Here is a 24921-nt window from a genome sequence, read left to right on the forward strand (position 1 = left end):
TATTTCGCCTCGACAGGTGGGTGGCTGCTTGCTGGACAAGTCCTTGCGGCGAGTACGGCATGTGCTTCGAGGTACCCCACATGAACTTCCACGATCGGCACCTATTGAGGTTGCGGGTGAACGGAGAGGATCACAGCCTTTCCGATCTCGATCCCCGCGTCACGCTGCTCGACCTGCTGCGCGAGCGGCTTCATCTGACCGGAACGAAAAAGGGATGCAATTTCGGCGAGTGCGGCGCCTGCACCGTGCACCTCGACGGGCGGCGTGTGAATGCCTGCATGATACTTGCCGTGTCCTGCGAGGGACGCGAGGTTACCACGATCGAAGGGCTGGCAGACGGCGATGCGCTTCATCCCGTGCAGCAGGCGTTCATCGATCATGATGGTTTTCAGTGCGGATTCTGCACGCCCGGCCAGGTGATGTCAGCGGCGGCGCTGATCGAGGAGGGACATACCGGCTCCGATGCCGAGATCCGCGAATGGATGAGCGGGAATCTGTGCCGCTGCTCGGCCTATCCGCAAATCGTCGAGGCGGTGCGCGCAGCGGCCGGGAGGGCGAGCCAATGACCCCATTCGTCTATGCACGCGCCGACAGCCTGGGTGACACGATCGCAGCCGGTGCCGCGCCGGACAGCGCCTTTCTCGCCGGCGGCACCGAATTGCTCAACTGGCTGCGCCTTGGCATTGCCGAGCCGACCCGGATCATCGACATCTCCCGCCTCGACGGGCTGGATCAGGTCGAAACACTGCCCGGCGGCGGCTTGACGATCGGCGCGCTGACGCATCTCAACGATGTCGCGCAGCATGCGTTGGTCGTGCGCGACTATCCGGTGTTGAGCCAGGCGATCCTCAACGCCGCATCGCCGCAGCTGAGAAACCTGGCAACGATAGGCGGCAATCTTCTGCAGAAGACGCGCTGTGCCTATTTCCGTGCCGAAGAGCAGTTGCCATGCAACAAGCGTCAGCTCGGCTCCGGCTGCTCGGCATTGCATGGCATCAACGACAATCACGCGATATTCGGCTGGACCGAGGATTGCGTCGCCACCCAGCCATCCGACCCGGCCGTGGCGCTGGCAGCACTTGATGCGGTCATCGTCACCGCGCACCGCAGCGGCGGCCGGCGCATTCCGGCAGCGGAATTCCACCTGCTTCCCGACACGCGGCCCGAGGCAGACAATGTGTTGCAGCAAGGCGAACTGATCACGGCAATCGAGCTGCCGGCGCCGGCGCCGCGATCGGCTTACCTCAAGGTGCGCGAGCGCGAATCCTACGAATACGCCATCGTCTCTGCCGCCGCTGTGCTGGAGATGGACGGCCAAACTATCCGTCGGGCCGCCCTGGCGCTGGGGTCCGTGGCGCTGCGGCCGTGGCGGCTGAGCGCCGCCGAGGAGCAGCTCGCCGGTGCCGAAATCGGCGATCGCGAGGCGTTGAACACCGCTATCGAGCAATCCTTCGCCCAAGCGCGTCCCTTGTCGCAGAACGCCTACAAGATCGAACTGGCCAAGACCGCCGCTTTGCGGGCGATCGAAAGAGCAGCGAGGATGTCGTCATGATGATCAGCCAGCCTGTTGCCCGCCCTGACGGCGGCGTCAAGGTCACCGGCCGCGCCCGCTATGCGGCCGACTATTTCGCCCCCGACCTGCTCTATGCGGTACTCGTGACCGCGCCCGTTCCGGCCGGCCGCGTGACGTCGATCATGGTCGACGACGCGCTCGCCGAGAAGGGCGTCGTGCGTGTGCTCACGCATGAGGACATGCCCAAATTCGGCCGGTTCGCATCGCCGAGGGCCGAGCCCGATACGCAGATGCAGCAGGCCGAAGGCCCACCGGCAGCGCAGAGCTTCATGCCCATGCAGGGCGACGAGATACGTCACGAGGGTCAGCCGCTTGCCATTGTGCTGGGCGAGACGCTGGAGGCGGCGGAGGCCGGTGCCCGCCGCGTCGCATTGCGCTTCGAGTTCGCCGAGCCGGAATTGCCGGCACCGCCGAAGTGGACCGCCATCGACAAGGCTGCGGTCGTGCCGAGGGAGAGCGGCTTCCTGTTCCTGGAGCCGACATTTACCAAGGGCGACGTCGGCCGCGGGCTTAGCGACGCAGCCGCCATGGTCGAAGCCGTCTACCTGCAGCCGTCGCGCCACCACAACGCCATGGAGCCCTCGGCGACGCTCGCTGAGTGGAAGGACGGAGAGCTGACGCTGCACGACGCCACGCAGCACGTCTATGGTGTCCGCCAGGTGCTTGCCGCCCGTTTGAATGTCCCCGCCGGGAAGGTCCGCGTGATTTCCCGCCATACCGGCGGCGGCTTCGGCGGCAAGGGTTGGATCTGGCCGCATCAGGTGCTGGCCGCCGCCGCGGCGCGCATCATGCAGCGCCCGGTCAGGCTGGCGCTCAGCCGCGCCAATGCCTATTCCTGCCTCGGCTACCAGCCGCGCATGGCACAGAAGATCGTGCTGGCTGCGGACAGGTCGGGCAAGCTGACCGCCGTGCAACAGGACGTGGTCAACCTGACCACCGTGAGCGACGATTTCGTCGAGTTCGCCACCGAAGCCTCGAAGGGTCTCTACGCCACGCCGGCCATGCGTCTCAGCCAGCGCGTCGAGCGCGCGAACGTCGCCATGCCGACGGCGCTGCGCGCGCCGGTCGAGGGTCCCGGCACCTGGGCCCTCGAAAGCGCGATGGACGAGCTCGCACACCGCCTCGGCATCGATCCGCTCGACCTGCGTCTGATCAACCATGCGGACACGGATCCGGCCACCGGCCAGCCCTGGTCATCGAAGAAGCTGCGCGAGGCTTATGAGGAAGGCGCCCGGCTGTTCGGCTGGCGCGAGCGCCCGCGCAAGCCGCAACGCGATGGCGATTGGCTGATCGGCTACGGCATGGCAACCTGCAGCATGGGCTGTTTCCGCCACCCGACGCCTGCAGCCGAGGTCAGGCTGCACAGGGACGGCAGAGTGCTCATCCGCACCGGCACCCAGGACATAGGGACCGGAACACTCACCATCTTTCCGCAGATCGCGGCCGATGTGCTGGGCCTGCCGATGGCGAAGATCGAGTTGGAAATGGGCGATACAGAGCTGCCGGAGGCGGGACCGACCTATGGCTCGTCATCGACCATGGGGGTGGGCGCGGCGGTGCTTGCCGCCGCCGAAGATGCGCGTTCGCAGCTTGCCCGTCTTGCCAATCTGCTGCCGGACGAGGTGGAGATGCAGGACGGCAAGATTCGGCGCAAAGGCGCTGCCGGCGGTCAGACGATCGCCGACGTTATGAGCCATACCGACATCGGCGAGATCATCGGCTCCGGCTCGTTCGATCCGGCGCAGCATGGCAAAGGCCTCGCCATGCGCACTTTCGGCGCGATTTTCATGGAGGTCGGCATCGATCCGGGGCTCGGCCTGCTCAGGCTTCGTCGCGCCGTCGGCAGCTACAGCGCCGGCCGCATCGTCAATCCCCGCACCGCACGCAGCCAGATGACGGGCGGCATCATCTGGGGCTGGGGCATGGCGGCGATGGAGCAGAGCAGGCACGAACCAGTGCTTGGGCGGTTCCTGTCGAAGAACCTTTCCGGGGTCGCCATTCCGGTCAATGCCGACATTCCCGGCGACATCATAATCCACTTCGTCGACGAGGTGGACGAGCATGCCAGCCCGATCGGCGGCAAGGGCATCGGCGAGCTCGGCGCCACCGGCGTTGCCGCTGCGGTGGCCAATGCCGTCTTCGACGCCACAGGCAAGCGGATCCGGGAGTTGCCGATCACGCCGGAAAAATTGCTTTAGATGGACCGGCCCGCGGAAGCGTCTGCTCGACGAGCTTGACGTAATAGCGCATCACCGTCGGCACGATCTCGTCGTTGAAAACGTAGCGGTCGCCGTGCAGGCCTTCGCCCGGGCCGACCTCGCCGGCACCGATCCACGCATAGCAGCCGCCGGCGTCGCGGATCATGAAAGCGAAATCCTCGCAGCCGAGACTGGGGCTGAACTCGGTCAGGACATTCTCCCGGCCGACGACGGATGCCGCCGCCTCGACGGCGTGGGCCGTCGCGTCCGCCGTGTTGATCAGCGGCGGATAGCCCTTCCGGTAGTCGAGCCTGGCCTTGAGCGAATGCGCGGCGGCAATGCCTTGTGCGATCTCGCCGATCAGCCTCTCGCAATGATCGGAAAGGCCGGGCTCGAAGAAGCGGCAGGTGCCTTGCAGCCAGACCTTGCCCGGCACGACGTTGCCGACATTGCCGCCATGGATCTGCGTGAGGCTGACGACAAGCGCGCTTTGCGGGTCGACCGAGCGGCTGACGATGCGCTGGACGGCTTGCACAAAGGCGCCGGCGGCCAGGATCGGGTCATCGCCGAGCTGCGGCATCGCGGCATGCGCGCCAAGACCCTCGAAGGTCAGTTCGAAATTATCCACGGCCGCCATTTGCGCACCAGCGCGGGTGGCGATCGTCCCCAGCCTGACGCCCGGCCAGTTGTGGACCGCATAGACCGCCTCGACCGGAAAGCGCTTGAACAGGCCGTCCTCGATCATGCGCATGCTGCCGCCCTCGTTTTCCTCGGCCGGCTGAAAGATGAAAGTGACGGTGCCGTCGAAGGTGCGCGATTGACTGAGCAGTTTGGCGGCGCCGAGCAGCATGGCGGTGTGGCCGTCATGGCCGCAGGCGTGCATTACTCCTTCTTTCCTGGAGGCATAGGCCAAGCCGGTTTTCTCCAGCACCGGAAGCGCGTCGAGCTCGGCGCGAAGGCCGATGGCGCGTGCGCCGCCACCGCTGCGCAGGACACCGACGACGCCGGTGCCGCCGATCCCTTCATGCACCTCGTCGACGCCGAAGGAGCGCAGCTTCTCTGCAACGAAACGCGCCGTTTCGTATTCATTAAATCCGAGCTCCGGATTGGCATGGATATGGTGCCGCCAGCCTACGACCTCTGGTGTCAGCGCGGCGATGGGGTCATTATGCAGCATGATGCCTCCTTTCACGCCGGCAAGGCGGCGCAGTTTGATCCTGCCAGCCATAGAAGGCCCGACGAAAAGCGTCTTGAACCGGATTGACCATGGCAAAGACAAACGAAGCCGCAGAGACCGGGAAATACTGGCGCCATCCGTGCTTCCCCGACCTGGGCCTGTTCGAGGCGCGCTTCACCCAGCACCGCTACGACCTGCACACGCACCCGACCTATGTGATCGCCCTGATCACCTCCGGCTGCGAGCGCATTCGCATCGGCCGTCAAAGCGTTCTCGCTCCGGCGGGCGCCATCGCCGTCGTCAATCCTGAAGAGTGGCATGACGGCGAACGCGGGGCGGATGAAGGCTGGGCCTACCGGACATTTTATCCTTCGGTGCCGATGATGACCGCGCTTACCCGCGAACTCGGCCGCGACGGCGCTCCAGTGTTTTCGCGCGCGACGATCGAAGACAGCAGTCTCGCCGCAGCATTGACGGCAGCGCACCACGGCTCGACATCCCCGGACACAATGACGGCCGAGACGTCCCTGCTCGTGGCGCTTAGACAACTGATCGTTCGGCATGGCGACTCGAGCGGACAGGCCGAAGAGATCGAAAGCTCCGGATCGCAGCGAAGATTTTCGCTCTACCGCGATCTTGTCGAAAGCGAGCTTGGCTCGCAGCTCGACCTCAAGCGGCTTGCCGGCGCGGCTGGCGTGACCCGGTTCCAGGTCATCCGCGATTTCAACAAGGCAATTGGCCTGACGCCGGCGGCCTATATCCGCGACCGGCGATTGCGCCGGGCGAGCGCGCTGATCGAACAGGGATTTGGCCTCGCCGACGCCGCTATTACGGCGGGCTTCGCCGACCAGAGCCATTTTTCCCGTACATTCCGGGCCATGCATGGTATGACGCCGGGCATGTTCAGAAGAGCTGGATAAGGCGCTCCTGAACAGACAAGCTTGCGCCTCAAAGCTTGCTGCGCAATGCTGACGCCGTTCGGGGGGAATCATGCGAAAAATCTTGGCACCGACGCTGCTGCTCACGGCTGCACTGTTTGCAAACAGCGCCCAGGCGCTGGATCCCAGCGGGACGCCGGTTGTCGTGACCCCGCTTGCCTCTCGCACCGAGACCGCGTCTGGCCAGCCGATCACGCTGCCCCAGAAGAACGTCCAGATCCTGGTCTCGGCCTATCAGATCGCGCCGGGCGCGACCTTGCCGGTCCACAAGCATCCGTTTCCGCGCTATGCCTATGTCGAGGCCGGCACGCTTCAGGTCACCAACGTCGAGACCGGCAAGAGCAACACCTATCAAACAGGTGATTTCATCATCGAGATGATCGGGCAATGGCATCAGGCGATCAATATCGGCGCCGATCCGGTCAAGCTGCTGGTCATCGACCAGGTCGAAGAAGGCACCAAGAACACCGTGTTGCGCCAGTAGCTGCCACGTCTGAAAATGGCGTCCGGGGCGAATCCAGCGCAGCGCGTAACAGACGTCAGAACGCGAACCCCTCCGGCAAATTGTGATTCCAATAGCCTTCCTCGACAAGTTCACTTATGCGCCAGCCCTCGGACGTGCGTACGACGCGGTCGCGATACCAGAGCCCTTGGAAGAAGACCTGCCTTTTGCATTCGCCGAGGTCGACCACCATCGGGCATGAACAATGCACGCGCGCGCTGGCCTCATCCCCTCGGAGATCCAGAAGGATTGTCGAAATGGCGTGCTGCGAGATCAATATCTTCGAAGGGCGCCTTTCATGTAAGCGACATGCTCATCCACACCGCTCCTGATTCCACCTGTTACAGTGTCGTCAAGCACGGCATCGAGTGTGAATATTTTGCGATAGGCGTCCCAGTCGCGATCGTCCACAGCGCAGCAATAGCGAACAAGCAGCTATTCGATCTCGAGCCGATCCGAAACCTCTTGCAATGAAAGGGTCATGTCCTGTCTCCGCGGTTGGCGGCACTAATGCCGCATGCGCCAAGCCTGCCCCGACATTTCGATCAATATTCACGTTGCCGATGCTCCGAGCAACCTCGCCGCGCGACTGGGCATGCGCAAACCGAACACTCATTTGGCCTCCGCCTTTACCCGGTCGGCCGCAGCGGCCAGAACGGCGCGATCCCCCTCTTCGTACAAGCGGCGGATGGAGATTGCCTTGACGCGCCAACCTTCCGGCGTCCGCACCAGCCGGTGGAGATAGCTGCCACCGACCGTCCAGAACCGCCCGTCGATCCAGTGGGCTGCGCGGACATGGCTTCGTGCAACCGCGTCATTGCCTGCGCCTTCGACAATGATGTTGGTGATGAGGTGCTGGGTGGCGTCGAAGTCGCGGCTTCGCCGCCGAAGAGGCTGGTATAGTCGGTCGTGACGGACAGCACTTAGTTGGCGGCATGGTGCGACCCTAGCTGCCGCTTGCTGATAGCTCGGGCAAGTCCGGATCTGGTGCTCGGCATACGGCACGATGAATGGCCCGGTTTGGCCTTTGCGGACATCAACGCGGATACAAGAAAGCCGTCTTAGGTCTCCGACGTCATTTCTTTTGCCAATTCGCCGATCATCGAACGCAACCACCTGTGGGCTGGGTCGTGGCGGTAGCGAATGTGCCAAGCCATCTGCACTGGAAAAGTGCCGAGGTCGACGGGCGGCGGTAGTATCTTCAGGCGCGGATCCCTCTCAAGGCTGCGGCAGATCAGTCTCGGCAGCGTTGCGCAGTAATCCGTGACGGCAAGCATCTCTGGCACGGCCAGGAAGTGCGTGACAGAAAGGGCAATCTCTCGCTTGAGGTTTTGTTGCTCCAATGCCTGGAAGAGGCCCGCCCGCAGCCGGCCCGGCGGGAGCACGTTCACGTGCTTGAGCCTTTCATACTGTTCTCGGGAAATATGGTCTCGAACGTCGGGATGATCCTTGCGCACCGCGCAGGCGAGCCCATCGTCCATAAGATGCTGGACGACAAGATTGCCCGGCGGATCGACGATCCGGCCAATCACCATGGCCGTGGTACCGGAAATCACGCCGGTCTCGGCGAGATCGTTGCCAAATGCTGTCATGCGGAGCTTGATACCAGGCGCCAGCTCACGCGTCCTCGCGACGAGGGCCGGCATCAACACAAGCTCCACGTAACTGTTGGGGGCAAGCGTGAACAGCCGTTCGGCCTTTGCTGGCTGAAATTCCTGCTGGTTCAAAATGAGATCGTCCAGTTGCGCCAGCGCTGCTTCGATCGTCGGAGCGATCTCCTCAGCCAATTGCGTCGGCTTTATGCCATACCTTTCCCGGATGAATAGCGGATCCCGGAGGGTGTCGCGCAGGCGGTTCAACGAATTGGACAGCGCCGGCTGGGTGATGCCCAGTCGCGCTGCTGCCCGTGTCACGCTCCGCTCTTCCATCAGGGCCAGGAAAACCGGGAGCAGGTTCAGATCGTATCTCATCGAGATATAATCTGACATGAATATATAAAATAAATGAAATAAATTTCTGAAATACATGGGCAGGTGCCATTATCCGTGCATCGACAGGCCGACGCGGCCGATTGAGCTCCAAATCAACCAACTACGACGCCTCATCGGCGCGGCATCACCTGAGAAAAGGATCCGACAATGAAAGTCCTGATGGTACTCACCTCCCACGACACTCTCGGTAACACGGGCAAGAAGACCGGCTTCTGGCTCGAGGAACTGGCAGCCCCCTACTACGTCTTCAAGGACGCCGGCGCCGAGATCACCCTCGCCTCGCCAAAGGGCGGCCAGCCGCCTCTCGATCCGAAAAGCGACGAGCCTATGTTCCAGACCGACCTTACACGGCGCTTCAGTGCTGACGATGTTGCCAAGGCGCAGCTCGCAGAAACCGTGCGCCTGGACAGTGTCGACCAGAAGGACTTCGACACGGTCTTCTACCCCGGCGGCCACGGCCCGCTGTGGGATTTGGCCGAAGATCCGAATTCGATCAAGCTGATCGGATCCTTCATCGCGGCCGGCAAGCCGATCGCCCTCGTTTGCCACGCACCGGGCGTTCTGCATCGCGTGACCAGTCCCGACGGCACGCCGTTTGTGCAGGGACGCTACGTCACCGGCTTCACCAATAGTGAGGAGGAGACCGTAGGTCTCACGAATGTCGTGCCGTTCTTGGTCGAGGACGAGCTGATCAGCCTCGGCGCGGTTTTCTCCAAGGTCAAGGACTGGGGCGTCCACACAGTCGTCGATGGCCAGCTTATCACGGGTCAGAACCCAGCATCATCGAGCGAGGCCGCTGAGGCGCTGCTAGGCGCTTTGAGCCAGAGGAAGAGCAAGACCGCCTGAGCGGTCTGGAACAACCGTGATCTGCCGACGGCTCGCGTCGGCGGATCAACTTCAGAACCCGCTACAGTCTCAAGCCGATCCGAAACGTCTTGCAGTGAAAGGGTCATGTCCCGTGTCCGCGGTGGCGCCACTAAATGCCGCATGCGCCAAGCCTGCCCCGACATTTCGATCAATATTCACGTTGCCGATGCTCCGAGCAACCTCGCCGCGCGACCGGGCATGCGCAAAGCCGAACACTCATTGGCCTCCGCCTTTACCCGGCCGGCGGCGGCGGCCAGCACGGCGCGGTCTCCCTCTTCGTACAAGCGGCGGATGGAGATTGCCTTGACGCGCCAACCTTCCGGCGTCCGCACCAGCCGGTGGAGATAGCTGCCACCGACCGTCCAGAACCGCCCGTCGATCCAGTGGGTTGCGCGGACGTGACTGCGCGCCATGGCATCATTGCCCGCGCCTTCGACAATGATGTTGGTGATAAGGTGCTGGGTGGCGTCGAAACCCGGCAGCAGTGCTTGCCACTGCGCGATCAGCGCGTCGCGGCCGCTGGTCGTGACCTCGCCGCCGAAGAGGCTGGTATAGTCGGTCGTGACACGGGGCGCGAGATAGGATCTGACCCGGTTCCATTCACGCAGGTCGGCATAGAGGCCGATCCCGGCCACTGCCTCGGCGATTGTGATCCTGTCTTTGACCGTCAGCGCATCTCCTGGGGCGCTCGAGGCGGGCGCCGAGACGGCGGAAACCATCGCAGCGGAAACCGCCGAGGCCAGGACATGCCGGCGGGTGACGAAGCTCATTGTCCCGCCTCCCCTGCACTGCCGAGCGTCGCGCGGAAGTGCGCGGCGGCGGCATCGCTCGCCGCCTTCACCGGCGCGGCGCGATCGTAGAAATCGAACTGGGTGACGTTGTCGAGCCACAGCTCCTGCCTGGAACTGGTCAGCCGCGCGTAGAACTTGTGCGCACCCTGCGGAATGGCAGCCGCCTCGCTATGCACCATCAGAAAGGGCTGGTGCAGGCGCGGGGCAGCCTGGATGGCGTCGAACCTCAGCCAGCCGCGCCAGAAGGCCGGATCGGCCTCGTTGCGCCAGGCCGGGATCATGCCGCGATCGGGTTCGGTGTAATAAGGCACCTTGAACATGATCGCGCGCTTGTCGGACAGGCTGGCAGCCGGCAGGAACGGCTGTTTGCCGGTGCGGCGATACGCGGCCTCGGCCGCATCGCTCGCGGCCTCAAGCCTGGCGACGCCGTGCCTGCCGCCGTAGGCCTGCTCCACCACTTCGGCATCCTGCAACCAGGGCGCAACGAGGGCGACCGATTTGATCGCGGCGTTTTCGGCCGCTGCGGTGACCATATAGCCGGAGCCGGCGCAAATGCCGAGCCCGCCGATGCGGTCCTGATCGGTCTCGGGCCGGCTCGCGAGATAGGCGACCGCGGCTTCGATGTCGGCGATCTTGGCCTTAGGATCCTCGTACTGGCGGCGTATGCCGCCGCTTTCGCCCCAACCGCGAAAATCGAAGGTCAGGGCGACGAACCCGCGATCCGCCATCTCGCGGGCGTAGCGGGCCGGCATCTGTTCCTTCACCGTCATCCAGGCGCCTGTCACGACCAGCGCGGGCCGAGGTTTTGCCGCGTCCAGATCCTCCGGCAGATAGAGCTCGCCGACGATCTGCTCACCGTGCGCGGAGAATGTGACGCGCTCGACGCGCGGTGCGGCGATGGCATTGGAGGCGGCGAGCATCACGGCGGTTGCTGCAGCAAGTGTCAGGGTTTTAAGCATTGCAAGTCTCCTTTGGCTTGGAGTGAGAACCGCGGCGCGTTGCGAAAAAGACCGCCGTCTCAGCGCTCGCCAGCCAGTCGGCCGGGCAATGGCGTCAGCGCGTAATGCGCCCAGTAGAAGGCGTCCGACTGGTACATGTCGGTCAAAAAATTCTGTGCCTCGGTGATCTTGCCGTCCTTGATGCGGAACATCAGCGCGTAGAGCTGGTCGATCTCGGGACCCGAGCCGACGTTCGACCAGCCGCGATGGACATCGACGACAAGGTCGCCTTGCGCCTGGAAGAAAATCGGCTCGGCCTTGAATTTGCCGTCGGCCAGGCCGCGGAAGAAGGCGACCACCTCGTCCGGCCCGCGCTTGTCGCCGGCGAGCGGATGATGGCCGGGAATGCGCCACACGATGTCGGGCGCGAGGAAGGGCCGGACGGCCTCGGGATTCCCGGTCGCATAAGCTGCGTAGTAGTCCTTGACGAGTTGGATGTTGCTGTCTTCCAGCGGGCCGCCATTCGCCGTGGCGGCAGACACCGCCAGAAGAGCGGCGGCGGCGAGCGAAGCAAGCCTGGTCATCGGTCCTGTTTCCTTCCCTGTTCGAGCCGTTCCCAACACAGAGGCCCGTTCGTCGGACTCAACATGACGCCTTTTGTTCACCGGAAAAACCAGTAGAATTCGACAGGGCTATTTGGAAAATCCTTACAATGCGCCTCGACCAGCTCAGCGGCATCGTCGCCTTCGTAAAAGTTGCGGAGGCCAAAAGCTTCACCCGCGCCGCCGCCCAGCTCGGCGTCGCTCCGGCCTCGTTGAGCGAGGCGGTCAAGGGGCTCGAGGAGCGTCTGGGGGTGCGGCTGCTCAATCGGACGACTCGCAGCGTTGGCTTGACCGAAGCTGGCGCTCAATACCTCGACCACGTGCGCCCGGCAGCCGAAAATATCCGGGCGGCTGGTGCGGCACTGCGCGAAGCTCGCGACCGTCCCGCCGGCACGCTGCGCCTCAGCCTGCCCTGGATCGCCGCCCCGCTGCTGATCGAGCCACTGATGCGGCCGTTCATGGATGCTTATCCCGAAGTGCGGCTTAGTCTGATTTTCGACGACAGCTTCGTAGACATCGCCGCCGAGGGCTTCGACGCCGGTCTGCGCATCGGCGAGCTTCTCGACAAAGACATGATCGGCGCGCGTCTGGGCGGGCCCTTGCAGATGGTCGTGGTGGGCAGCCCGGACTATCTGGCGCGCAATGGTACGCCGAAGCGGCCGGCCGACCTCGCCGCCCATCGCTGCATCGCATTCGCCCTCACCCGCGCGATTTCGCCATGGGAGTTCATCGTGGAGGGACGCGAAGTCGCATTCACGCCGGACGCATGTCTGGTCGCGAACACGCTTCCGCTGTGCATTACCGCCGCCGCGCAAGGGCTTGGCCTCGCCTTCGCGGTCGAGGGCCTCGCCGCGCCGCTTCTTGCCTCAGGCGCGCTGGTCAAGGTGCTGGAGCCTTTCTGTCCCGCTTACGAGCCGCTCCACCTCTATTATCCCAGCCGCCGCCTCGTACCGCCGAAGCTGCGGGCCTTCATCGACTTCGTGCGCGCGAACGCTCACAAGCTGCGTATCTGATGTGACCTTTCGAGAACCCGGCCCCGTTCAGCCCCAGGCGCCGATCATCTGCCTGGTAGTTGCGTTGAGCCGGTTGAATGCGTTGATCAGGGCAATCTGGATGACCAGGGCGGCAAGGGCCTTTTCGGCACCGGATCCGGCCGGTCAGCCAACCGGGTTGCCGCCTCGGTCAGCGCCAGCGCGGCGCGCTCGGCGTCGGTGAAGTAAGGTGTTTCCCGCCAGGCGGACACGGTGAAGACGCGCTCGTCCTTTTCACCGGCCTTCTTCAATTCTGGCGCATGCATATCGATACAGACGCTGCATCCGTTGATCTGGCTGGCGCGCAAATGGACGAGCTTGCGCGTCACATAGGACAGATCGGCCGTTTCCGTCGACTTGTCCAGCGCGAGCAGCGCCTGCAGGGCCCGGGAATGAGCATCACATCCGGGGTCTCGACATCCTTGGCTCTGTCAGTTCGCCGGCCGCCGCATTGCGGCGAGCGCAGGGATCTTCAGCTTTGCGAGGCAGTCACCTGCTCAAGCCGCTCGAGAATGCGCGGCCAGCCGCTTCCCATTCCGATGTACCCGCGCTCGTCCTCGGCCCGGAACCCGGAATGCTCCATGCGCACCCGGGTCGCCGTACCTTCGGGCGTCAACGACCATGTCACGACGGTCTTCAGACCGCTGTCGGATTCGGTGCCGTCGCCCCAGCTGTAGGCGAGTAGGCGCGGCGGCTCGATCTTCAGCACCTCGCAGTTCGTCACGCCGGACCAGCCCGGTACCGGCGTCGCGCGAAAGGTGAAGCGATGGCCTTGCACAGGCGCGAAGTCGTTCTTCATCAGCCATTCGGCAACCAGATGCGGCACGGTCAGTGCGCGCCATATCTTTTCAGCCGCGTGCGGTAAGAGACGCTCGACGACAATGGATTTGGTTTCGACTGTAGTTGCTCCAGTCATAACTTCGGACCCGTTGTTTGCGGTTTGGCTGGTCTGTTCACCAACGCGCTCTCCACGAGAACCAATAACCCACCAGCTATCGTTTACGTATAACTCTGAAGTTATGAATGTGTCAAGCGGCGGAATGGCAGGCGCGATCGCAAGCACTTGAGCCAACGGTTGCGGCTTTCATCGCACCATGCCCGATGCTACCGCTGGCCAGCTGAAATCATGAACGGATCCCCCATGCCCGAGACCGGACGCCCTCGCCTGCCGCTGATCGAAATCTGCGTCGAAGGCATAGACGGCCTGCTGGCCGCGCAAGCCGCCGGCGCCGACCGTGTCGAGCTCTGTGCCAGCCTGATCGAAGGCGGCATCACGCCTAGCTTCGGCACGGTGCGCACGGCGCTCGAGCTGGCGACGATCCCGTTCCACGTCATCGTGCGGCCGCGCGGCGGTGATTTTCTCTATAGCGAAGCCGAATACCGTTCGATGCTCGCCGATGTCGGCGCGCTTGCCGACACCGGCGTCGCCGGTGTCGTTATCGGCTGCCTTAATGCCGACGGAACGATCGATGAGCAGCGCATGAGCCAACTGGTGAAGGCGGCGGGAAGCTTGAACGTCACCTGCCACCGCGCCTTCGACATGACGCGCGACCCGACAGAGGCGCTGGAGACACTGATCCGCTGCAAGGTCGGCCGCGTGCTGACCAGCGGCCAGCGCGACACGGCGCTCGAGGGCGCTGACCTGCTCGCCGATCTTGTCAGGCAGGCCGGCGACCGCATCATCATCCTCGGCTGCGGCGGGCTTGACCCAGAGAACATCGGCAAGGTGCGGAGGAAAACCGGGTTGAGCGAAATGCATTTCGCCGCGCTCAAGGACGTGCCGAGTGCCATGCGTTACCGCAACCCAAGGGTCGGCATGGGCGGCACCGATCTCGACCGCGAATACCGCAACACCGTGACCGACAAGGCGATGGCGGCGGCGACCATCGCCGCCGTCCGGACATGATCCCGGAGACAGAAAAAACATGATCGAAACGCGTTTGCCGATCGAGCAGGTCTCGCCGCAGGATGAGCCCGCCGTCCTCGCGCTCAACAACGAGCATGCCGCGGAATTGTCGTGGCTCGAACCCGAGCACCTTTCCTTCCTGCTCGGCGAAGCGTTTTACGCGCGCCGTATCGGTTCGCTCGAAGCCTTCATCATGACCTTCGACCAGGACGCCAGCTACGACAGCCCCAACTTCCTGTGGTTTCGCCAGCGCTATCCGCGGTTCGTCTATGTCGATCGCGTCGTGGTCGCCGCCGCAGCGCGCGGGCGCGGCCATGCCCGCCGGCTGTATGAGGATCTGTTCGAGCAGGCGTCACGCGCCAGCCAGGCGATCGTCACCTGCGAAGTCAATGCCGAGCCGCCCAATCCGGCTTCGGACGCCTTCCATGCCGCACTCGGCTTTGCGGAAGTGGGCGACGCGGTAATCCACGGTGGCAGGAAAGCCGTGCGGTATTATGCAAGGCGGATCGCCGGCTAAAACGGCGGGCGCCGCTCGCCCTACCAATTGCGGTTCAGCCAGGAGCGGGCCGGCCTTTCGATGATGTAGTAGCTGCACAGCGCGCAAGCGAACGCCGCCGCCAGCATCAGCCACGGCGAACTGCCTTGTATATCGACGAATTGATAAAAGGGCTGCTGCCACAGATAGAGCGAATACGACCACAGCCCCAGCATCGTCATTGGCAGGGACGACAGAAACCTGGTCAGGTGGCGGCTGCTGAAGTCGAGCAAATTGACGGCGAGCGCCAGCAGCGGCACCGCGACCAGATAGTGAATGGGGGTTGGCACGGCAGCCATGAAAAGGAGCACAGCCACGACTGTGGCCGCCAGGGCAACATGCGGCCCCTTGAGCAGCGCCGGCAGCCTGTCGTCGGCCTTGAGCAGGCATAACACCGCCGACAGCAGGATCGAGGCGATGTGCACGTCAGTGCGCCAATAGGTGCCCTCGTAGCCTATTGCGAGCACCCAGTAGGAGATGGCGCCGTTCGCCATGGCCAGCAGCGACAAAGCGCCGAGCAGCATGATGACGCGGGACCGTCCCCGGACGACGACGCTAATCAGAGCCAGAATGATATACGCATGCTCTTCGACGCAGAGCGACCAGATATGGTCGAGCGCGCCGGCGCGGGTAACGAGAACTCCGGCGTAATTGTAGGTGAACGTCAGCGCCGTCAGCGCCGCCTTCCACTTGAAGGCGATGAACGTGCCGGACAAGGCGATCATCGCGACGACGACGAAAACCAGCAGTGCCGGATAGATGCGGGAGAACCGGCGCTTGAAGAATTTCTTCAGCGGATAGTATTCGACGAACAGGATCTCGGCCATCAGCCGGCCGCTGAGCACGAAGAAGAATTCGACGCCCAGGACGCCGAGATTGATGCCGGGGACGGGGAAGAAATGGCCGATCAGCACCAGCGCGATCGACAGGCCGCGCCAGCCGTCGAGATAGGCAAGCCTCGCCCTTGACGATGTGTCGGCGACAGGCCTGGCCACGACAAGACGCGTCGCGGAGATGTCCGTCATGCCGGTCCCCTCTGCGAAAGGCGGGCTCAAGGCCGCATTCTCAGCTATATTGCAGTGCACTACAACTTTGTGCAAGTGCGAGATAACGACACGCCCGAAGTACGGGACGCACAGCTTCCGTCCGTGAGCGGCTGCGCTGACGCCGTCAAACGGCAGAAACTTCAAATCCATCATGTTGGCTGATTGCCAAAGCACCGCTTCAAGACAACAATGACCTCGACGCCGGCGCGCCAGACGCGCACAAAAAAGAGCGTTGGAGGAAATGGAGGAGGAAGCCGCTGGCCAAGTCACGGACGCGCTATGCATGCGGCCTTTCGGTGCTCACCACCGACGAATCCGATGCGGATGCGTTCGCCCGGGCGGTGGCAGCGGAAGCAGCGGCCATTGACGCCGGGTTTGCCCTCCTGTTTTTCTCGCAGAGCCTCATAGAGGCCGTCGCCCTGTCGGAAGCGCTGAAGACCCACGCGCCGGCGCTCCACTATGCCGGCTGCTCGACGGCCGGTGAGATAACGCCCAAGGGGCTGGAGGAAGGCCAGATCCTGGCTATGCTGCTTCCCTCCGCATCGTTTTCGGCAGCCAGCACCATGGTCGAAAATCTGTCCTCATCGGGCATGGACGGGATTACCGGCGAAGTCGAGGCGCTGAGGCGTTCGTTACGCGAGCGCCTCGGGCACGAGCGAGCCGACACCACTTTCGCGCTCTGCTTGATCGACGGGCTGTCCTATGCCGAAGAAGCGGTGACCTCCGCCATCCATTGGGGGCTCGACGATATTCCATTGATCGGCGGGTCGGCTGGCGATGACTTGAAATTCGAGACAACGCGGCTGATCTCGAACGGCAAAGTGACCTCCGACAGCGCCATCATCGTGCTGATCACTACGGAAATTCCTTTCCACGTGTTCAAGACCGACAATTTCGTTCCCACCGACGAGAAGCTGGTGGTGACGGCATCCGATCCCGACCACCGCATCGTGCGCGAATTCAACGCCACCATTGCCGCCGAGGAATATGCCGCCTCGGTCGGCGTCGTCGCGCAGATGCTGACGCCACTGAGTTTTGCCTCGCACCCGGTGGTGGTGAAAGTCGGCGGCGAATTTTACTGCCGTTCAATCCAGAAGATGCACGCGGACGGCTCGCTGTCGTTCTTCTGCGCCATCGACGATGGTGTCGTGCTTGCCGTCGCCCAGCCTAAGGACATGGTCGAGGCGACCCGCGCCGCTCTCAGCGACGTCAGCGAAAGGCTTGGCGGCATCGACCTGATCCTCGGTTTCGACTGCGTGCTGCGCCGGCTCGACGCGCGCAATCGGCAGGTCTATCGCGAGATTTCGGAACTCTACAAGGTCAACAACGTCCTCGGCTTTGGCACCTATGGCGAACAGTACCGTTCGATGCATCTGAACCAGACCTTCACCGGCATCGCCTTCGGTGAACGCAATGCGGCCGAAGCGGCGGAGTAGGAAATCCGGCATGCCGCTCAGGAACATCGACGACCTGGAAAGGCTGAAGAAGATCAACGCCGCGCTGATCAGCCGCGTCGAGCGCTCCATGGACCAGCAAGGCAATGCTTTTTCGCTGTTCCAGACTGCCATTTCGCTTGAGAGCCGGGTGCGCAGCCGCACCGAAGAGCTGCATTCGACCTTGCGCAGGCTGGAGCAGTCGAACATCGACTTGAACGCAGCCAAGGAAAACGCCGAGCTGGCGAACCTGTCCAAGACCAGGTTCCTTGCGGCGGCCAGCCATGACGTGCTGCAGCCGCTGAACGCCGCGCATCTGTCGGTCTCGGCGCTTGCCGAAGTACAGACCAGCGAGGAAGGCAGAAACCTGGTCCGCCAGGTCGAGCGATCGCTGGAGACGATGGAGGACCTGCTCCGCACCTTGCTCGACATTTCCAAGCTCGATGCCGGCGTCGTGCAGCCCGACATCACCGATGTCAGCCTGGAGACGCTGTTTTCGTCTCTGCGCTCGGATTTTCAGCCGGTCGCGGAGATGAAGGGGCTGACGCTGAAGTTCCGGCCGGTCGATGCGCTCGTTCGTTCGGACCGAACCTTGCTGCGCCGCATCCTGCAGAACATCCTGTCCAATGCACTGCGCTATACCCGCTCGGGCGGCGTGTTGGTCGGCACCAGGCATCGCGGCGACACGATCCGCATCGACGTCGCCGATACCGGCTGCGGCATCCCCGACGACCAGCGCGAGGCGGTGTTCGAGGAATTCCATCGGGGCGTGATCCCGACGGATGCCGGGCTTGCCGCCGGCGGGCTGGGGTTGGGGCTGGCCATCGTGCGCCGCATCGCCGCGGCGCTCGACCATCCCGTCACGTTTTCGTCGAAGGTCGGACATGGCACGATTTTCCATATCGACGTTCCGGTCGGGATCGGCGACACGGCCGATCCAATCGCCGGCACCGTCGACATGGAGCGGCCGCGCGGCTACGGTCTGTTCGGCACAAGGGTGCTGCTGGTCGAGAACGACATCGAGGTGCTGCAGGCGATGACCTCCCTGCTCGAGCGCTGGCAATGCCTGGTGCGCCCCGCCACCTCGACCGGTGACGCGCTCGACATGCTTGGCGATACCGACTGGTTGCCAGACATTGTCATAGCCGACCAGCATCTCGACGGCGGCGACCTCGGCACCACCACAATCGTCGAGGTCCGTGATTATCTCGGCCGCGCCGTGCCGGCGCTGATCGTCACCGCCGACGGTTCGGAGACCGTCGCCAACGCCGCCCGCGCCGCTGGCATCGAGCTGATGCGCAAGCCGCTGAAGCCCGCGCAGCTAAGGGCGCTGCTGGCGCATTTGCTGGCTTGAGCCCATCTGAGGGCATGGGCGAACTGCATCAGGCAGAACCAAATTTTGAAAAGGCCAAGGATGTATTGGAGAATAGAAGAAAACGCCCGAGACTACTGTATTCTCGTCGACGACGGAAATACAAATGGATCCCAGGCTTTCCTCGAGATGGAGGAGGCTGGGCCTGTCGACAAAAGTAAGTTGCTTTTTCGCTTTGATGACGAGCGGCCGCTGCATATCTCGGATTTCGTACCAAGCTCTCATCCAGGCGTCTTGTTTGCAAAGCGCGAGATATTCGAGGCGTTTGGTCCGATTGTTTCGAGAAGCAAGCACCTCTTTTATACGGCCAAGACGGATAGGGGCGACTTGAAAATATATGTACCCATGGAGGAGATAAAAGGGTTCGACTTTTCCGAGTCTACTTTCGAAACATTTGAAGACGGAGACATATACCGCGTTGATCAGCTAAGGCTTGTTGATGGTTTCTCGACCGAGTTTGATATTTTTCGCCTGAATGACAACTTCGGGACGAGATTCCATATAATTGTTTCTGATAAATTCAAGTACATGTATGAGTCGCATGGAATGACGGGGCTGCGGTTTTCTGCGACATGAGCCGCTGAAGCCGGCGCGACTGCGCGGCGTGCTGGCGCATGTGCTGGCTTGACGTCTCAGAGGCGTTAGCTTTGCGCAAGGGATCAGGTGTTCCATGTATACAATGGACACGACGAACGCTCGTTATTGGATTTTCGCATATTGGTCCTTGTTCACTTTGAGGGTTTGTAGGCAGTGCAAGAATTCCAGTTGCGATACGATCATGGTCTGTGGCTCTTGGAGACGAGCAAGGGCTCCTACCCTCTCAGCGAGGTGAGAGATTTTTTCCGCTTTTTCATCCTCTTAGACGAACCGTTTGAGCGAGCGTCCAATATCATCGCTCGATCGCTAATTGGAGGCAGCGGCCAGCAGTTTCCTCTTTGGAAAATTGTGGCGGCGGCGTTTTTGTCGACGTCCGAAATCAATGCTCAGAAGGCTCTGGTTGGCTGCCGTCACTCTCGAGCGAGGATCGATAATAATTACAGCCGTATTTGTCATCAATGTCATCGTCCCGATCGGCCAACCAGAAGACGCGCCACCTCGTAAGGAAATACGTCAATCGTCTTCCTTGAAGCGACAAGCTGCAGAATTTGGAACAAGCAATGACGCCAGGAATGAAAGTTCGGATCTAATAGATGCAATTACGGCAACAGTGCACTTTTCTACTGTTCGCCTGGCCGTAGTTGTCCGTAGATCGACTGCATGGCTCGCCTCGCCCGCCCTATCGTTCCCGGTCTGCCGCACTAAGTAACGCAGCTGACCGGGTTGCGCTGCAAATCGACAAAGCCGTGAACCCACGAAAAATAAGGCAGGCGACGCAAGAAACATGGTGCGCTGTCACCGGATTTGGATTGCAGACATTGAAGCCGTCGCGGGCAAGACCAAGAACGACGTTGCAGAATATCTGATGATTAACTCTGTCGGATTCAACTACGATAAAACGTTTGACAGCGATTCAGACCGCGGTCTTCGCCTGCACGATGGAGGAAGTATTCATTTCTATAACAAAGATGGAATATTCTATCTTGGTTCAGTTTTTTTGATGAAAATTTAGAACAACAGAAGGCGTGAAGAGTCCGTCTTTATTCGCAGACGACCGTGCGATCAAAACCCCGCCGGATCGCGAAACAGCTCGGCATTGTCCAGCTTCGAGACCTCGATCACCGCCTGGGTGCGGCTGTAGACGTTGAGCTTGCGCAGGATTTCCGAGACATGCGCCTTGACGGTGGTCTCGCCGACCTGCAGCTCGTAGGCGATCTGTTTGTTGAGCAGGCCCTGGCGCAGCATCTGCAGCACCTTGAGCTGCTGCGGCGTCAGCGTGGCCAGGCGCTGTACCATCTCGGCGCGGTCGGTGCTGTCGGCGTCGGGCGGCCGGTCCTCATAGGTCTGGGGAACATAGATCGCACCTTCCATCACCGAGCGGATGGCCGCGGCAAGATCGCTCTTGCGTGCCGATTTCGGGATGAAGCCGGCCGCGCCGTAGGACAGCGCCTCGGAAATGATCTTCGGCTCCTCATAGCCGGACACGATGACGACCGGCAGGCGCGGATAACGCGTCCTGAGCTGCAGCAGCCCGTCAAAGCCATGCACGTCGGGCATACTGAGATCGAGCAATGCGAGGTCGAACGGCTTGGCATCCGTCAGAAGCTCGAGCGCCTCGGCAATCGAGCGCGCTTCCACCGTGTCGACCTCCGGATAGGCCATCTGCACTGCGCTGTGCAGGGCCTCGCGAAACAGCGGATGGTCGTCGATGATGAGGAACCGGGCGCGATCGTTGACTGCGGTCATTAGCTTCACTTCGGTTCGGTCTGGTCTGGTCTGGTCTAGAATAGTCCGGCAACCATGGCCAGCTTATTGCCAAATAGTACATTGCCATCTTGGCTGGCTAAAGCAGGATGGACCGACGATTTCCGCGGCACCGTGCGGCAGGCCTGCTCTTCCGCCATCCAATGCCTTGCCCGTTTGCCCAAATCGGCCGAATGTGCCGGCGACAGATCCACTGAACAGAGACAGTGCATGACCGGCTTCGTCCTTCCCCTGCCCGCAACCCCGTCGGTGGCCGTGGCCGGCTCGCCGGAGCGTTTTGCCGTGCGCCGCATTTTCTGCGTCGGCCGCAACTACGCCGCCCATGCCCGCGAGCTCGGCAATGACGAGCGCGATCCGCCCTTCTTCTTCACCAAACCGGGCGACGCAGTGGTCGACGCGGTAGTCGGTTCGGGCACCACGGTCCCCTACCCACCGCTGACCCGAAACCTGCACCACGAAATCGAGCTGGTCGTCGCGATCGGCAAGACCGGCTTTCGCATCCCGCGCCAGCGGGCGCTGGACCATGTCTGGGGTTACGGCGTCGGCGTCGACCTGACCCGCCGCGACCTTCAGGACGAGGCGAAAAAGGCGGCACGACCGTGGGACTGGTCGAAAGCCTTCGACCGTTCAGCGCCCTGCGGCCCGCTGGTCCCGGCGCAACAATCCGGTCATCCCGAGAAGGGCCGCATCTGGCTCGCGGTCGACGGCGAGATCAGGCAGGACGGCGACCTTGCCGAACTGATCTGGCCGGTTCCCGACATCGTCTCGATTTGCAGCGAGGCGGTAGAACTTAGGCCCGGCGACCTGATCTTCACCGGCACGCCGGCCGGCGTCGGCGCCGTTGGGCCGGGCGAAAAGATCACCGGCGGCGTCGACGGCATCGGCGAAATCGAACTGACCATCGGCCAACCGAGCCCGTGACACAATGAGCGATATCGTCCTTCACAACTACTACCGTTCCTCGACCTCTTACCGGGTGCGGATCGCGCTGGAGATGAAGGGCTTGGCCTACGAGTACGTGCCGCATCATTTGCGCCACGGCGAGCATCTGGATCCCGCCTACCTCGCGGTCAATCCGCAAGGGCTGGTGCCGGCGCTGGTCCTAGGCGATGGCACGCTACTGACGCAATCGCTGGCGATCATCGAATATCTCGACGAGACCACGCCCGAGCCGCCGCTGCTGCCCAAGGATGCGCCTGGCCGCGCCCGCGTCAGAATGCTGGGGCAGATGATCGCCTGCGACATCCATCCGGTGAACAATCTGCGCGTGCTGACCTCGTTGCGCACGCTGTTCGGCGCCGGCGACCAGGATGTCGTCAACTGGTTCCGGCACTGGGTCAACGAAGGCTTCCAGCCGCTTGAAAAGATTCTGGCTTCCTCGCCCGAGACCAAGACATTCTGCCATGGCGACACGCCGGGGCTGGCCGACATCTGCCTGGTCGCACAGGTCACCAGCAATGCCCGCTTCGGCGTCGACATGACGCCCTACCCGACGATCTCGCGCATCAATGCCGCCTGCATGGCGCTGCCGGCATTCCGGAAGGCCGCGCCGGAGAACCAGATCGATGCCGAATAGACCGCAATTGCATGAAGTGGTGAGGAACTGCCGATGAAAGCCGTCGTTTTCGAAAAGTTCGGCGAAACGCCAACGATCCAGACCGTGCCGGATCCGACGCCTTCGCCGGAAGGCGTCGTCATCAAGGTGGAGGCGACTGGCCTCTGCCGCAGCGACTGGCATGGCTGGATGGGCCACGACGACGGCATCCGGCTGCCGCATGTGCCGGGCCACGAACTGGCCGGCGTCGTGGTCTCCGCAGGCAGCCGGGTGACCCGCTGGAAGGGCGGCGAGCGCGTCACCGTGCCGTTTGCCGTCGGCTGCGGCCGCTGCTTCGAATGCACGTCGGGCAACCACCAGGTCTGCGAGCACCAGTTCCAGCCCGGCTTCACCGCCTGGGGGTCGTTCGCCGAATATGTCGCCATCGACCATGCCGATACCAATCTCGTGCGCTTGCCCGACGAGATGGAATTCGCCACCGCCGCCAGCCTCGGCTGCCGCTTCGTCACCTCGTTCCGCGCCATCGTCGATCAGGGCCGCGTGACTCCCGGCGAATGGGTGGCCGTGCATGGCTGCGGCGGCGTCGGCCTGTCGGCGATCATGATCGCCAGCGCCATGGGCGCCAATGTCGTCGCCATCGACCTCACCGACGAGAAGCTGGACTTTGCCAAAAAGATCGGCGCGGTGGCGACGATCAACGCGGCGAACACGCCGAACGTGGTCAAGGCGGTCAAGCAGATCACCAATGGCGGCGCGCATATGTCGATGGACGCGCTCGGCCACCCGACAACCTCGTTCAATTCGATCGCGAACCTGCGCCGCCGCGGGCGCCACGTGCAGGTCGGCCTGATGCTCGGCGACCATGCCAGGCCGCAGATTCCGATGGACAAGGTGATCGCATTCGAGCTCGAAATCCGCGGCAGCCACGGCATGCAGGCGTTTCGCTACCAGGCGATGATGGAGATGATCCGCACCGGCAAGCTCAAACCCGAACTCCTGGTCGGCAAGAAGATCAGCCTCGAGGAAGCGCCGGCCGCTTTGATGGCGATGGGCGGCTTCGAAGGCATCGGCATCGGCGTGGTGACCAGATTCTAGATCACGCCCCGACTCTGGATCAACGAAACGACGCGCAGACCTCCCGCACGCAGGCTCGCAGCCAGCGCTGCGCCGGATCGACATCGAGCCGCGGATGCCAGAGCATCGAAATGGTGACCTCCTCGATATCGACCGGCAACGGGAAGCTGTACATGCCTGCGCGCGCGCCCAGCGTGTGCCGTTCGGGGACGCTGGCGATCAGATCGGAGGCGCGCGCCATGGCGAGCGTGGCCGAGAAGCTGGAAACCATGCACGCAACCGTCCGCTGGAGACCCAGCAGTTTCAAGGCCTCGTCGATCGGGCCCTTTTCGCGGCCACGCCGCGACACGCTGATGTGGCGACCGGCCGCATAACGTTCCGGGCTCACCGGGCTCTCGCTCAGTTTATGTCCCGTTCGCACCACACCGATGAAGCGGTCGCGAAACAGCGCCTGAATGCGCATTTCAGGGCTCGTTTCACCGGCAACCCCGATTTCGAGATCAATCGCCGCGTCGCGCAACGACATGTCGCTCTTGTCGGATTTCGGCGCAAAACGCAGCCGCACGCCGGGCGCATCCGCTTCGACACGGGTCACAAGACGCGGTGCGAACTCCTCGACAAAACTTTCGTTGGCGCGCAGCGTGAAGACCTTGTCGAGAGCGGAGAGGTCGAGGGGCCTGGCCGGGCGGAGCAGCGCTTCCGCATCCTGCACGACGCGGCCCACTTGCTGCTGCAATTCGAGCGCGCGCGGTGTCGCAACCAGGCCACGGCCAGCCCGAACCAGCAATGGGTCGCCTGTCGCCTGGCGCAACCGCGCCAACGTCCGGCTCATCGCCGAGGGACTGAGGCGCAGCCGCCCGGCGGCGCGCGCGACGCTGCCTTCACTCAGCAGCACATCAAGGGCGACAAGCAGATTGAGATCGGGCGATGACATGGAAGGACCGTAGCACAGCTCAGCCGTAATGTGGCGTTTCATGCACGAATAAGATGCAAATACTGCGCCTTCCGCCACATCATGCGAGGGAATAGCC

26 protein-coding genes and 2 pseudogenes are annotated in these 24921 nt (G+C 62.8%); 16 read left to right on the top strand and 12 right to left on the bottom strand.

The genetic code is table 11. The features are described from left to right. Window positions 1-80 precede the first annotated feature (80 nt). The 3 genes from NKH83_RS13255 to NKH83_RS13265 are packed head-to-tail and all read left to right on the top strand — an operon-like array spanning window position 81 to window position 3771. On the top strand, window positions 81-566 hold the full coding sequence (locus tag NKH83_RS13255) for a (2Fe-2S)-binding protein (protein WP_254818266.1): 486 nt from the start codon (window positions 81-83) through the stop codon (window positions 564-566). Continuing rightward, window positions 563-1552 (top strand): FAD binding domain-containing protein, encoded by a 990-nt coding sequence (locus tag NKH83_RS13260; protein WP_352737163.1) that lies wholly within the window; start codon window positions 563-565, stop codon window positions 1550-1552. Before NKH83_RS13255 ends, NKH83_RS13260 begins: the two co-directional genes overlap by 4 nt. After that, window positions 1549-3771, top strand: coding sequence for a xanthine dehydrogenase family protein molybdopterin-binding subunit (locus NKH83_RS13265; protein WP_352804995.1), 2223 nt, complete (start codon window positions 1549-1551; stop codon window positions 3769-3771). Before NKH83_RS13260 ends, NKH83_RS13265 begins: the two co-directional genes overlap by 4 nt. On the opposite strand, the gene NKH83_RS13270 is transcribed toward NKH83_RS13265, so the two are convergent. Further along, window positions 3749-4948 carry an amidohydrolase gene (locus NKH83_RS13270; protein ID WP_352804997.1) on the bottom strand — a complete coding sequence of 400 codons (1200 nt, stop codon included), beginning with the start codon at window positions 4946-4948 and terminating at the stop codon, window positions 3749-3751. The two genes, NKH83_RS13265 and NKH83_RS13270, sit on opposite strands and share 23 nt — an antisense overlap. Before the next feature lie 89 nt (window positions 4949-5037). On the opposite strand from NKH83_RS13270, the gene NKH83_RS13275 reads away from it, so the two are divergent. Together NKH83_RS13275 and NKH83_RS13280 are read left to right on the top strand one after the other, a co-directional pair. After that, the gene (locus NKH83_RS13275) at window positions 5038-5868 is read left to right on the top strand and encodes a helix-turn-helix transcriptional regulator (RefSeq protein WP_352804149.1); all 831 of its coding nucleotides are present in this window, start codon (window positions 5038-5040) and stop codon (window positions 5866-5868) included. A gap of 70 nt (window positions 5869-5938) precedes the next feature. Further along, entirely contained in the window at window positions 5939-6370 is a 432-nt protein-coding gene (locus tag NKH83_RS13280) for a cupin domain-containing protein (RefSeq protein ID WP_352805000.1), read from the top strand. Window positions 6371-6425: 55 nt separating this feature from the next. Here NKH83_RS13280 and NKH83_RS13285 read toward each other — a convergent pair. The 3 genes and pseudogenes from NKH83_RS13285 to NKH83_RS13295 form a co-directional block, all read right to left on the bottom strand. Further along, a pseudogene (locus tag NKH83_RS13285) lies at window positions 6426-6823 on the bottom strand (nuclear transport factor 2 family protein). A 177-nt stretch (window positions 6824-7000) separates the two neighbouring features. After that, on the bottom strand, window positions 7001-7393 hold the full coding sequence (locus NKH83_RS13290; protein WP_352804143.1) for a nuclear transport factor 2 family protein: 393 nt from the start codon (window positions 7391-7393) through the stop codon (window positions 7001-7003). A gap of 56 nt (window positions 7394-7449) precedes the next feature. After that, window positions 7450-8358, bottom strand: a complete 909-nt coding sequence (locus NKH83_RS13295; protein ID WP_254818258.1) for a LysR family transcriptional regulator — start codon at window positions 8356-8358, stop codon at window positions 7450-7452. Window positions 8359-8526: 168 nt separating this feature from the next. Between NKH83_RS13295 and NKH83_RS13300 the strand changes: the two genes are divergently transcribed. Continuing rightward, window positions 8527-9225, top strand: coding sequence for a type 1 glutamine amidotransferase domain-containing protein (locus NKH83_RS13300; RefSeq protein ID WP_254818257.1), 699 nt, complete (start codon window positions 8527-8529; stop codon window positions 9223-9225). Window positions 9226-9401: 176 nt separating this feature from the next. Here NKH83_RS13300 and NKH83_RS13305 read toward each other — a convergent pair whose 3' ends face one another. From NKH83_RS13305 to NKH83_RS13315, 3 genes are all read right to left on the bottom strand, one after another. After that, complete coding sequence (locus NKH83_RS13305) at window positions 9402-10016, bottom strand: nuclear transport factor 2 family protein (protein WP_352805004.1); 615 nt, start codon at window positions 10014-10016, stop codon at window positions 9402-9404. After that, complete coding sequence (locus tag NKH83_RS13310; protein WP_352805007.1) at window positions 10013-10957, bottom strand: alpha/beta hydrolase; 945 nt, start codon at window positions 10955-10957, stop codon at window positions 10013-10015. The genes NKH83_RS13305 and NKH83_RS13310 overlap by 4 nt, the downstream gene beginning before the upstream one ends. Window positions 10958-11055: 98 nt before the next feature. Next, window positions 11056-11559 carry a nuclear transport factor 2 family protein gene (locus NKH83_RS13315; RefSeq protein WP_352805010.1) on the bottom strand — a complete coding sequence of 168 codons (504 nt, stop codon included), beginning with the start codon at window positions 11557-11559 and terminating at the stop codon, window positions 11056-11058. Between the two features lie 128 nt (window positions 11560-11687). Here NKH83_RS13315 and NKH83_RS13320 point away from each other — a divergent pair, with 128 nt between their 5' ends. Next, on the top strand, window positions 11688-12590 hold the full coding sequence (locus tag NKH83_RS13320; protein ID WP_352805013.1) for a LysR family transcriptional regulator: 903 nt from the start codon (window positions 11688-11690) through the stop codon (window positions 12588-12590). A gap of 27 nt (window positions 12591-12617) precedes the next feature. Here NKH83_RS13320 and NKH83_RS13325 read toward each other — a convergent pair. Continuing rightward, a pseudogene (locus NKH83_RS13325) lies at window positions 12618-12982 on the bottom strand (carboxymuconolactone decarboxylase family protein). A gap of 98 nt (window positions 12983-13080) precedes the next feature. Continuing rightward, the gene (locus NKH83_RS13330) at window positions 13081-13524 is read right to left on the bottom strand and encodes an SRPBCC family protein (RefSeq protein WP_352805016.1); all 444 of its coding nucleotides are present in this window, start codon (window positions 13522-13524) and stop codon (window positions 13081-13083) included. Window positions 13525-13749: 225 nt separating this feature from the next. On the opposite strand from NKH83_RS13330, the gene NKH83_RS13335 reads away from it, so the two are divergent. Both NKH83_RS13335 and NKH83_RS13340 read left to right on the top strand, forming a co-directional pair. Beyond that, window positions 13750-14514, top strand: a complete 765-nt coding sequence (locus tag NKH83_RS13335; protein ID WP_352805019.1) for a copper homeostasis protein CutC — start codon at window positions 13750-13752, stop codon at window positions 14512-14514. A 19-nt stretch (window positions 14515-14533) separates the two neighbouring features. Continuing rightward, window positions 14534-15031 (top strand): GNAT family N-acetyltransferase, encoded by a 498-nt coding sequence (locus NKH83_RS13340; RefSeq protein ID WP_352805022.1) that lies wholly within the window; start codon window positions 14534-14536, stop codon window positions 15029-15031. Window positions 15032-15051: 20 nt separating this feature from the next. Here the strand turns inward: NKH83_RS13340 and NKH83_RS13345 are convergent, their stop codons facing one another. Beyond that, on the bottom strand, window positions 15052-16074 hold the full coding sequence (locus NKH83_RS13345) for an acyltransferase family protein (protein ID WP_352805025.1): 1023 nt from the start codon (window positions 16072-16074) through the stop codon (window positions 15052-15054). 317 nt (window positions 16075-16391) lie between these two features. Between NKH83_RS13345 and NKH83_RS13350 the strand changes: the two genes are divergently transcribed. The 4 genes from NKH83_RS13350 (at window position 16392) to NKH83_RS13365 (ending at window position 20509) form a co-directional block, all read left to right on the top strand. Further along, window positions 16392-17531 (top strand): FIST N-terminal domain-containing protein, encoded by a 1140-nt coding sequence (locus NKH83_RS13350; RefSeq protein WP_352477679.1) that lies wholly within the window; start codon window positions 16392-16394, stop codon window positions 17529-17531. A 10-nt stretch (window positions 17532-17541) separates the two neighbouring features. Next, window positions 17542-18882, top strand: a complete 1341-nt coding sequence (locus NKH83_RS13355) for an ATP-binding response regulator (RefSeq protein ID WP_352805029.1) — start codon at window positions 17542-17544, stop codon at window positions 18880-18882. Between the two features lie 60 nt (window positions 18883-18942). Further along, complete coding sequence (locus NKH83_RS13360; protein WP_352805032.1) at window positions 18943-19476, top strand: hypothetical protein; 534 nt, start codon at window positions 18943-18945, stop codon at window positions 19474-19476. Between the two features lie 805 nt (window positions 19477-20281). Continuing rightward, a complete protein-coding gene (locus NKH83_RS13365; protein WP_352477675.1) occupies window positions 20282-20509 on the top strand; it encodes a hypothetical protein in 228 nt (75 codons plus the stop codon). Between the two features lie 50 nt (window positions 20510-20559). On the opposite strand, the gene NKH83_RS13370 is transcribed toward NKH83_RS13365, so the two are convergent. Beyond that, window positions 20560-21243, bottom strand: a complete 684-nt coding sequence (locus tag NKH83_RS13370) for a response regulator (protein WP_352804108.1) — start codon at window positions 21241-21243, stop codon at window positions 20560-20562. 228 nt (window positions 21244-21471) lie between these two features. On the opposite strand from NKH83_RS13370, the gene NKH83_RS13375 reads away from it, so the two are divergent. The 3 genes from NKH83_RS13375 to NKH83_RS13385 are packed head-to-tail and all read left to right on the top strand — an operon-like array spanning window position 21472 to window position 23911. After that, entirely contained in the window at window positions 21472-22182 is a 711-nt protein-coding gene (locus tag NKH83_RS13375) for a fumarylacetoacetate hydrolase family protein (protein WP_352805035.1), read from the top strand. Window positions 22183-22186: 4 nt separating this feature from the next. Continuing rightward, window positions 22187-22837, top strand: a complete 651-nt coding sequence (maiA, locus tag NKH83_RS13380; protein ID WP_352805038.1) for a maleylacetoacetate isomerase — start codon at window positions 22187-22189, stop codon at window positions 22835-22837. A 33-nt stretch (window positions 22838-22870) separates the two neighbouring features. Beyond that, the gene (locus tag NKH83_RS13385; protein ID WP_352805040.1) at window positions 22871-23911 is read left to right on the top strand and encodes a zinc-dependent alcohol dehydrogenase family protein; all 1041 of its coding nucleotides are present in this window, start codon (window positions 22871-22873) and stop codon (window positions 23909-23911) included. A gap of 19 nt (window positions 23912-23930) precedes the next feature. Here NKH83_RS13385 and NKH83_RS13390 read toward each other — a convergent pair whose 3' ends face one another. Next, entirely contained in the window at window positions 23931-24824 is an 894-nt protein-coding gene (locus NKH83_RS13390) for a LysR family transcriptional regulator (RefSeq protein ID WP_352805041.1), read from the bottom strand. Window positions 24825-24921 lie beyond the last annotated feature (97 nt).

Origin of the sequence: Mesorhizobium sp. M0909 (assembly GCF_040319515.1) — a bacterium.
Classification (GTDB): Bacteria; Pseudomonadota; Alphaproteobacteria; order Rhizobiales; family Rhizobiaceae; genus Mesorhizobium.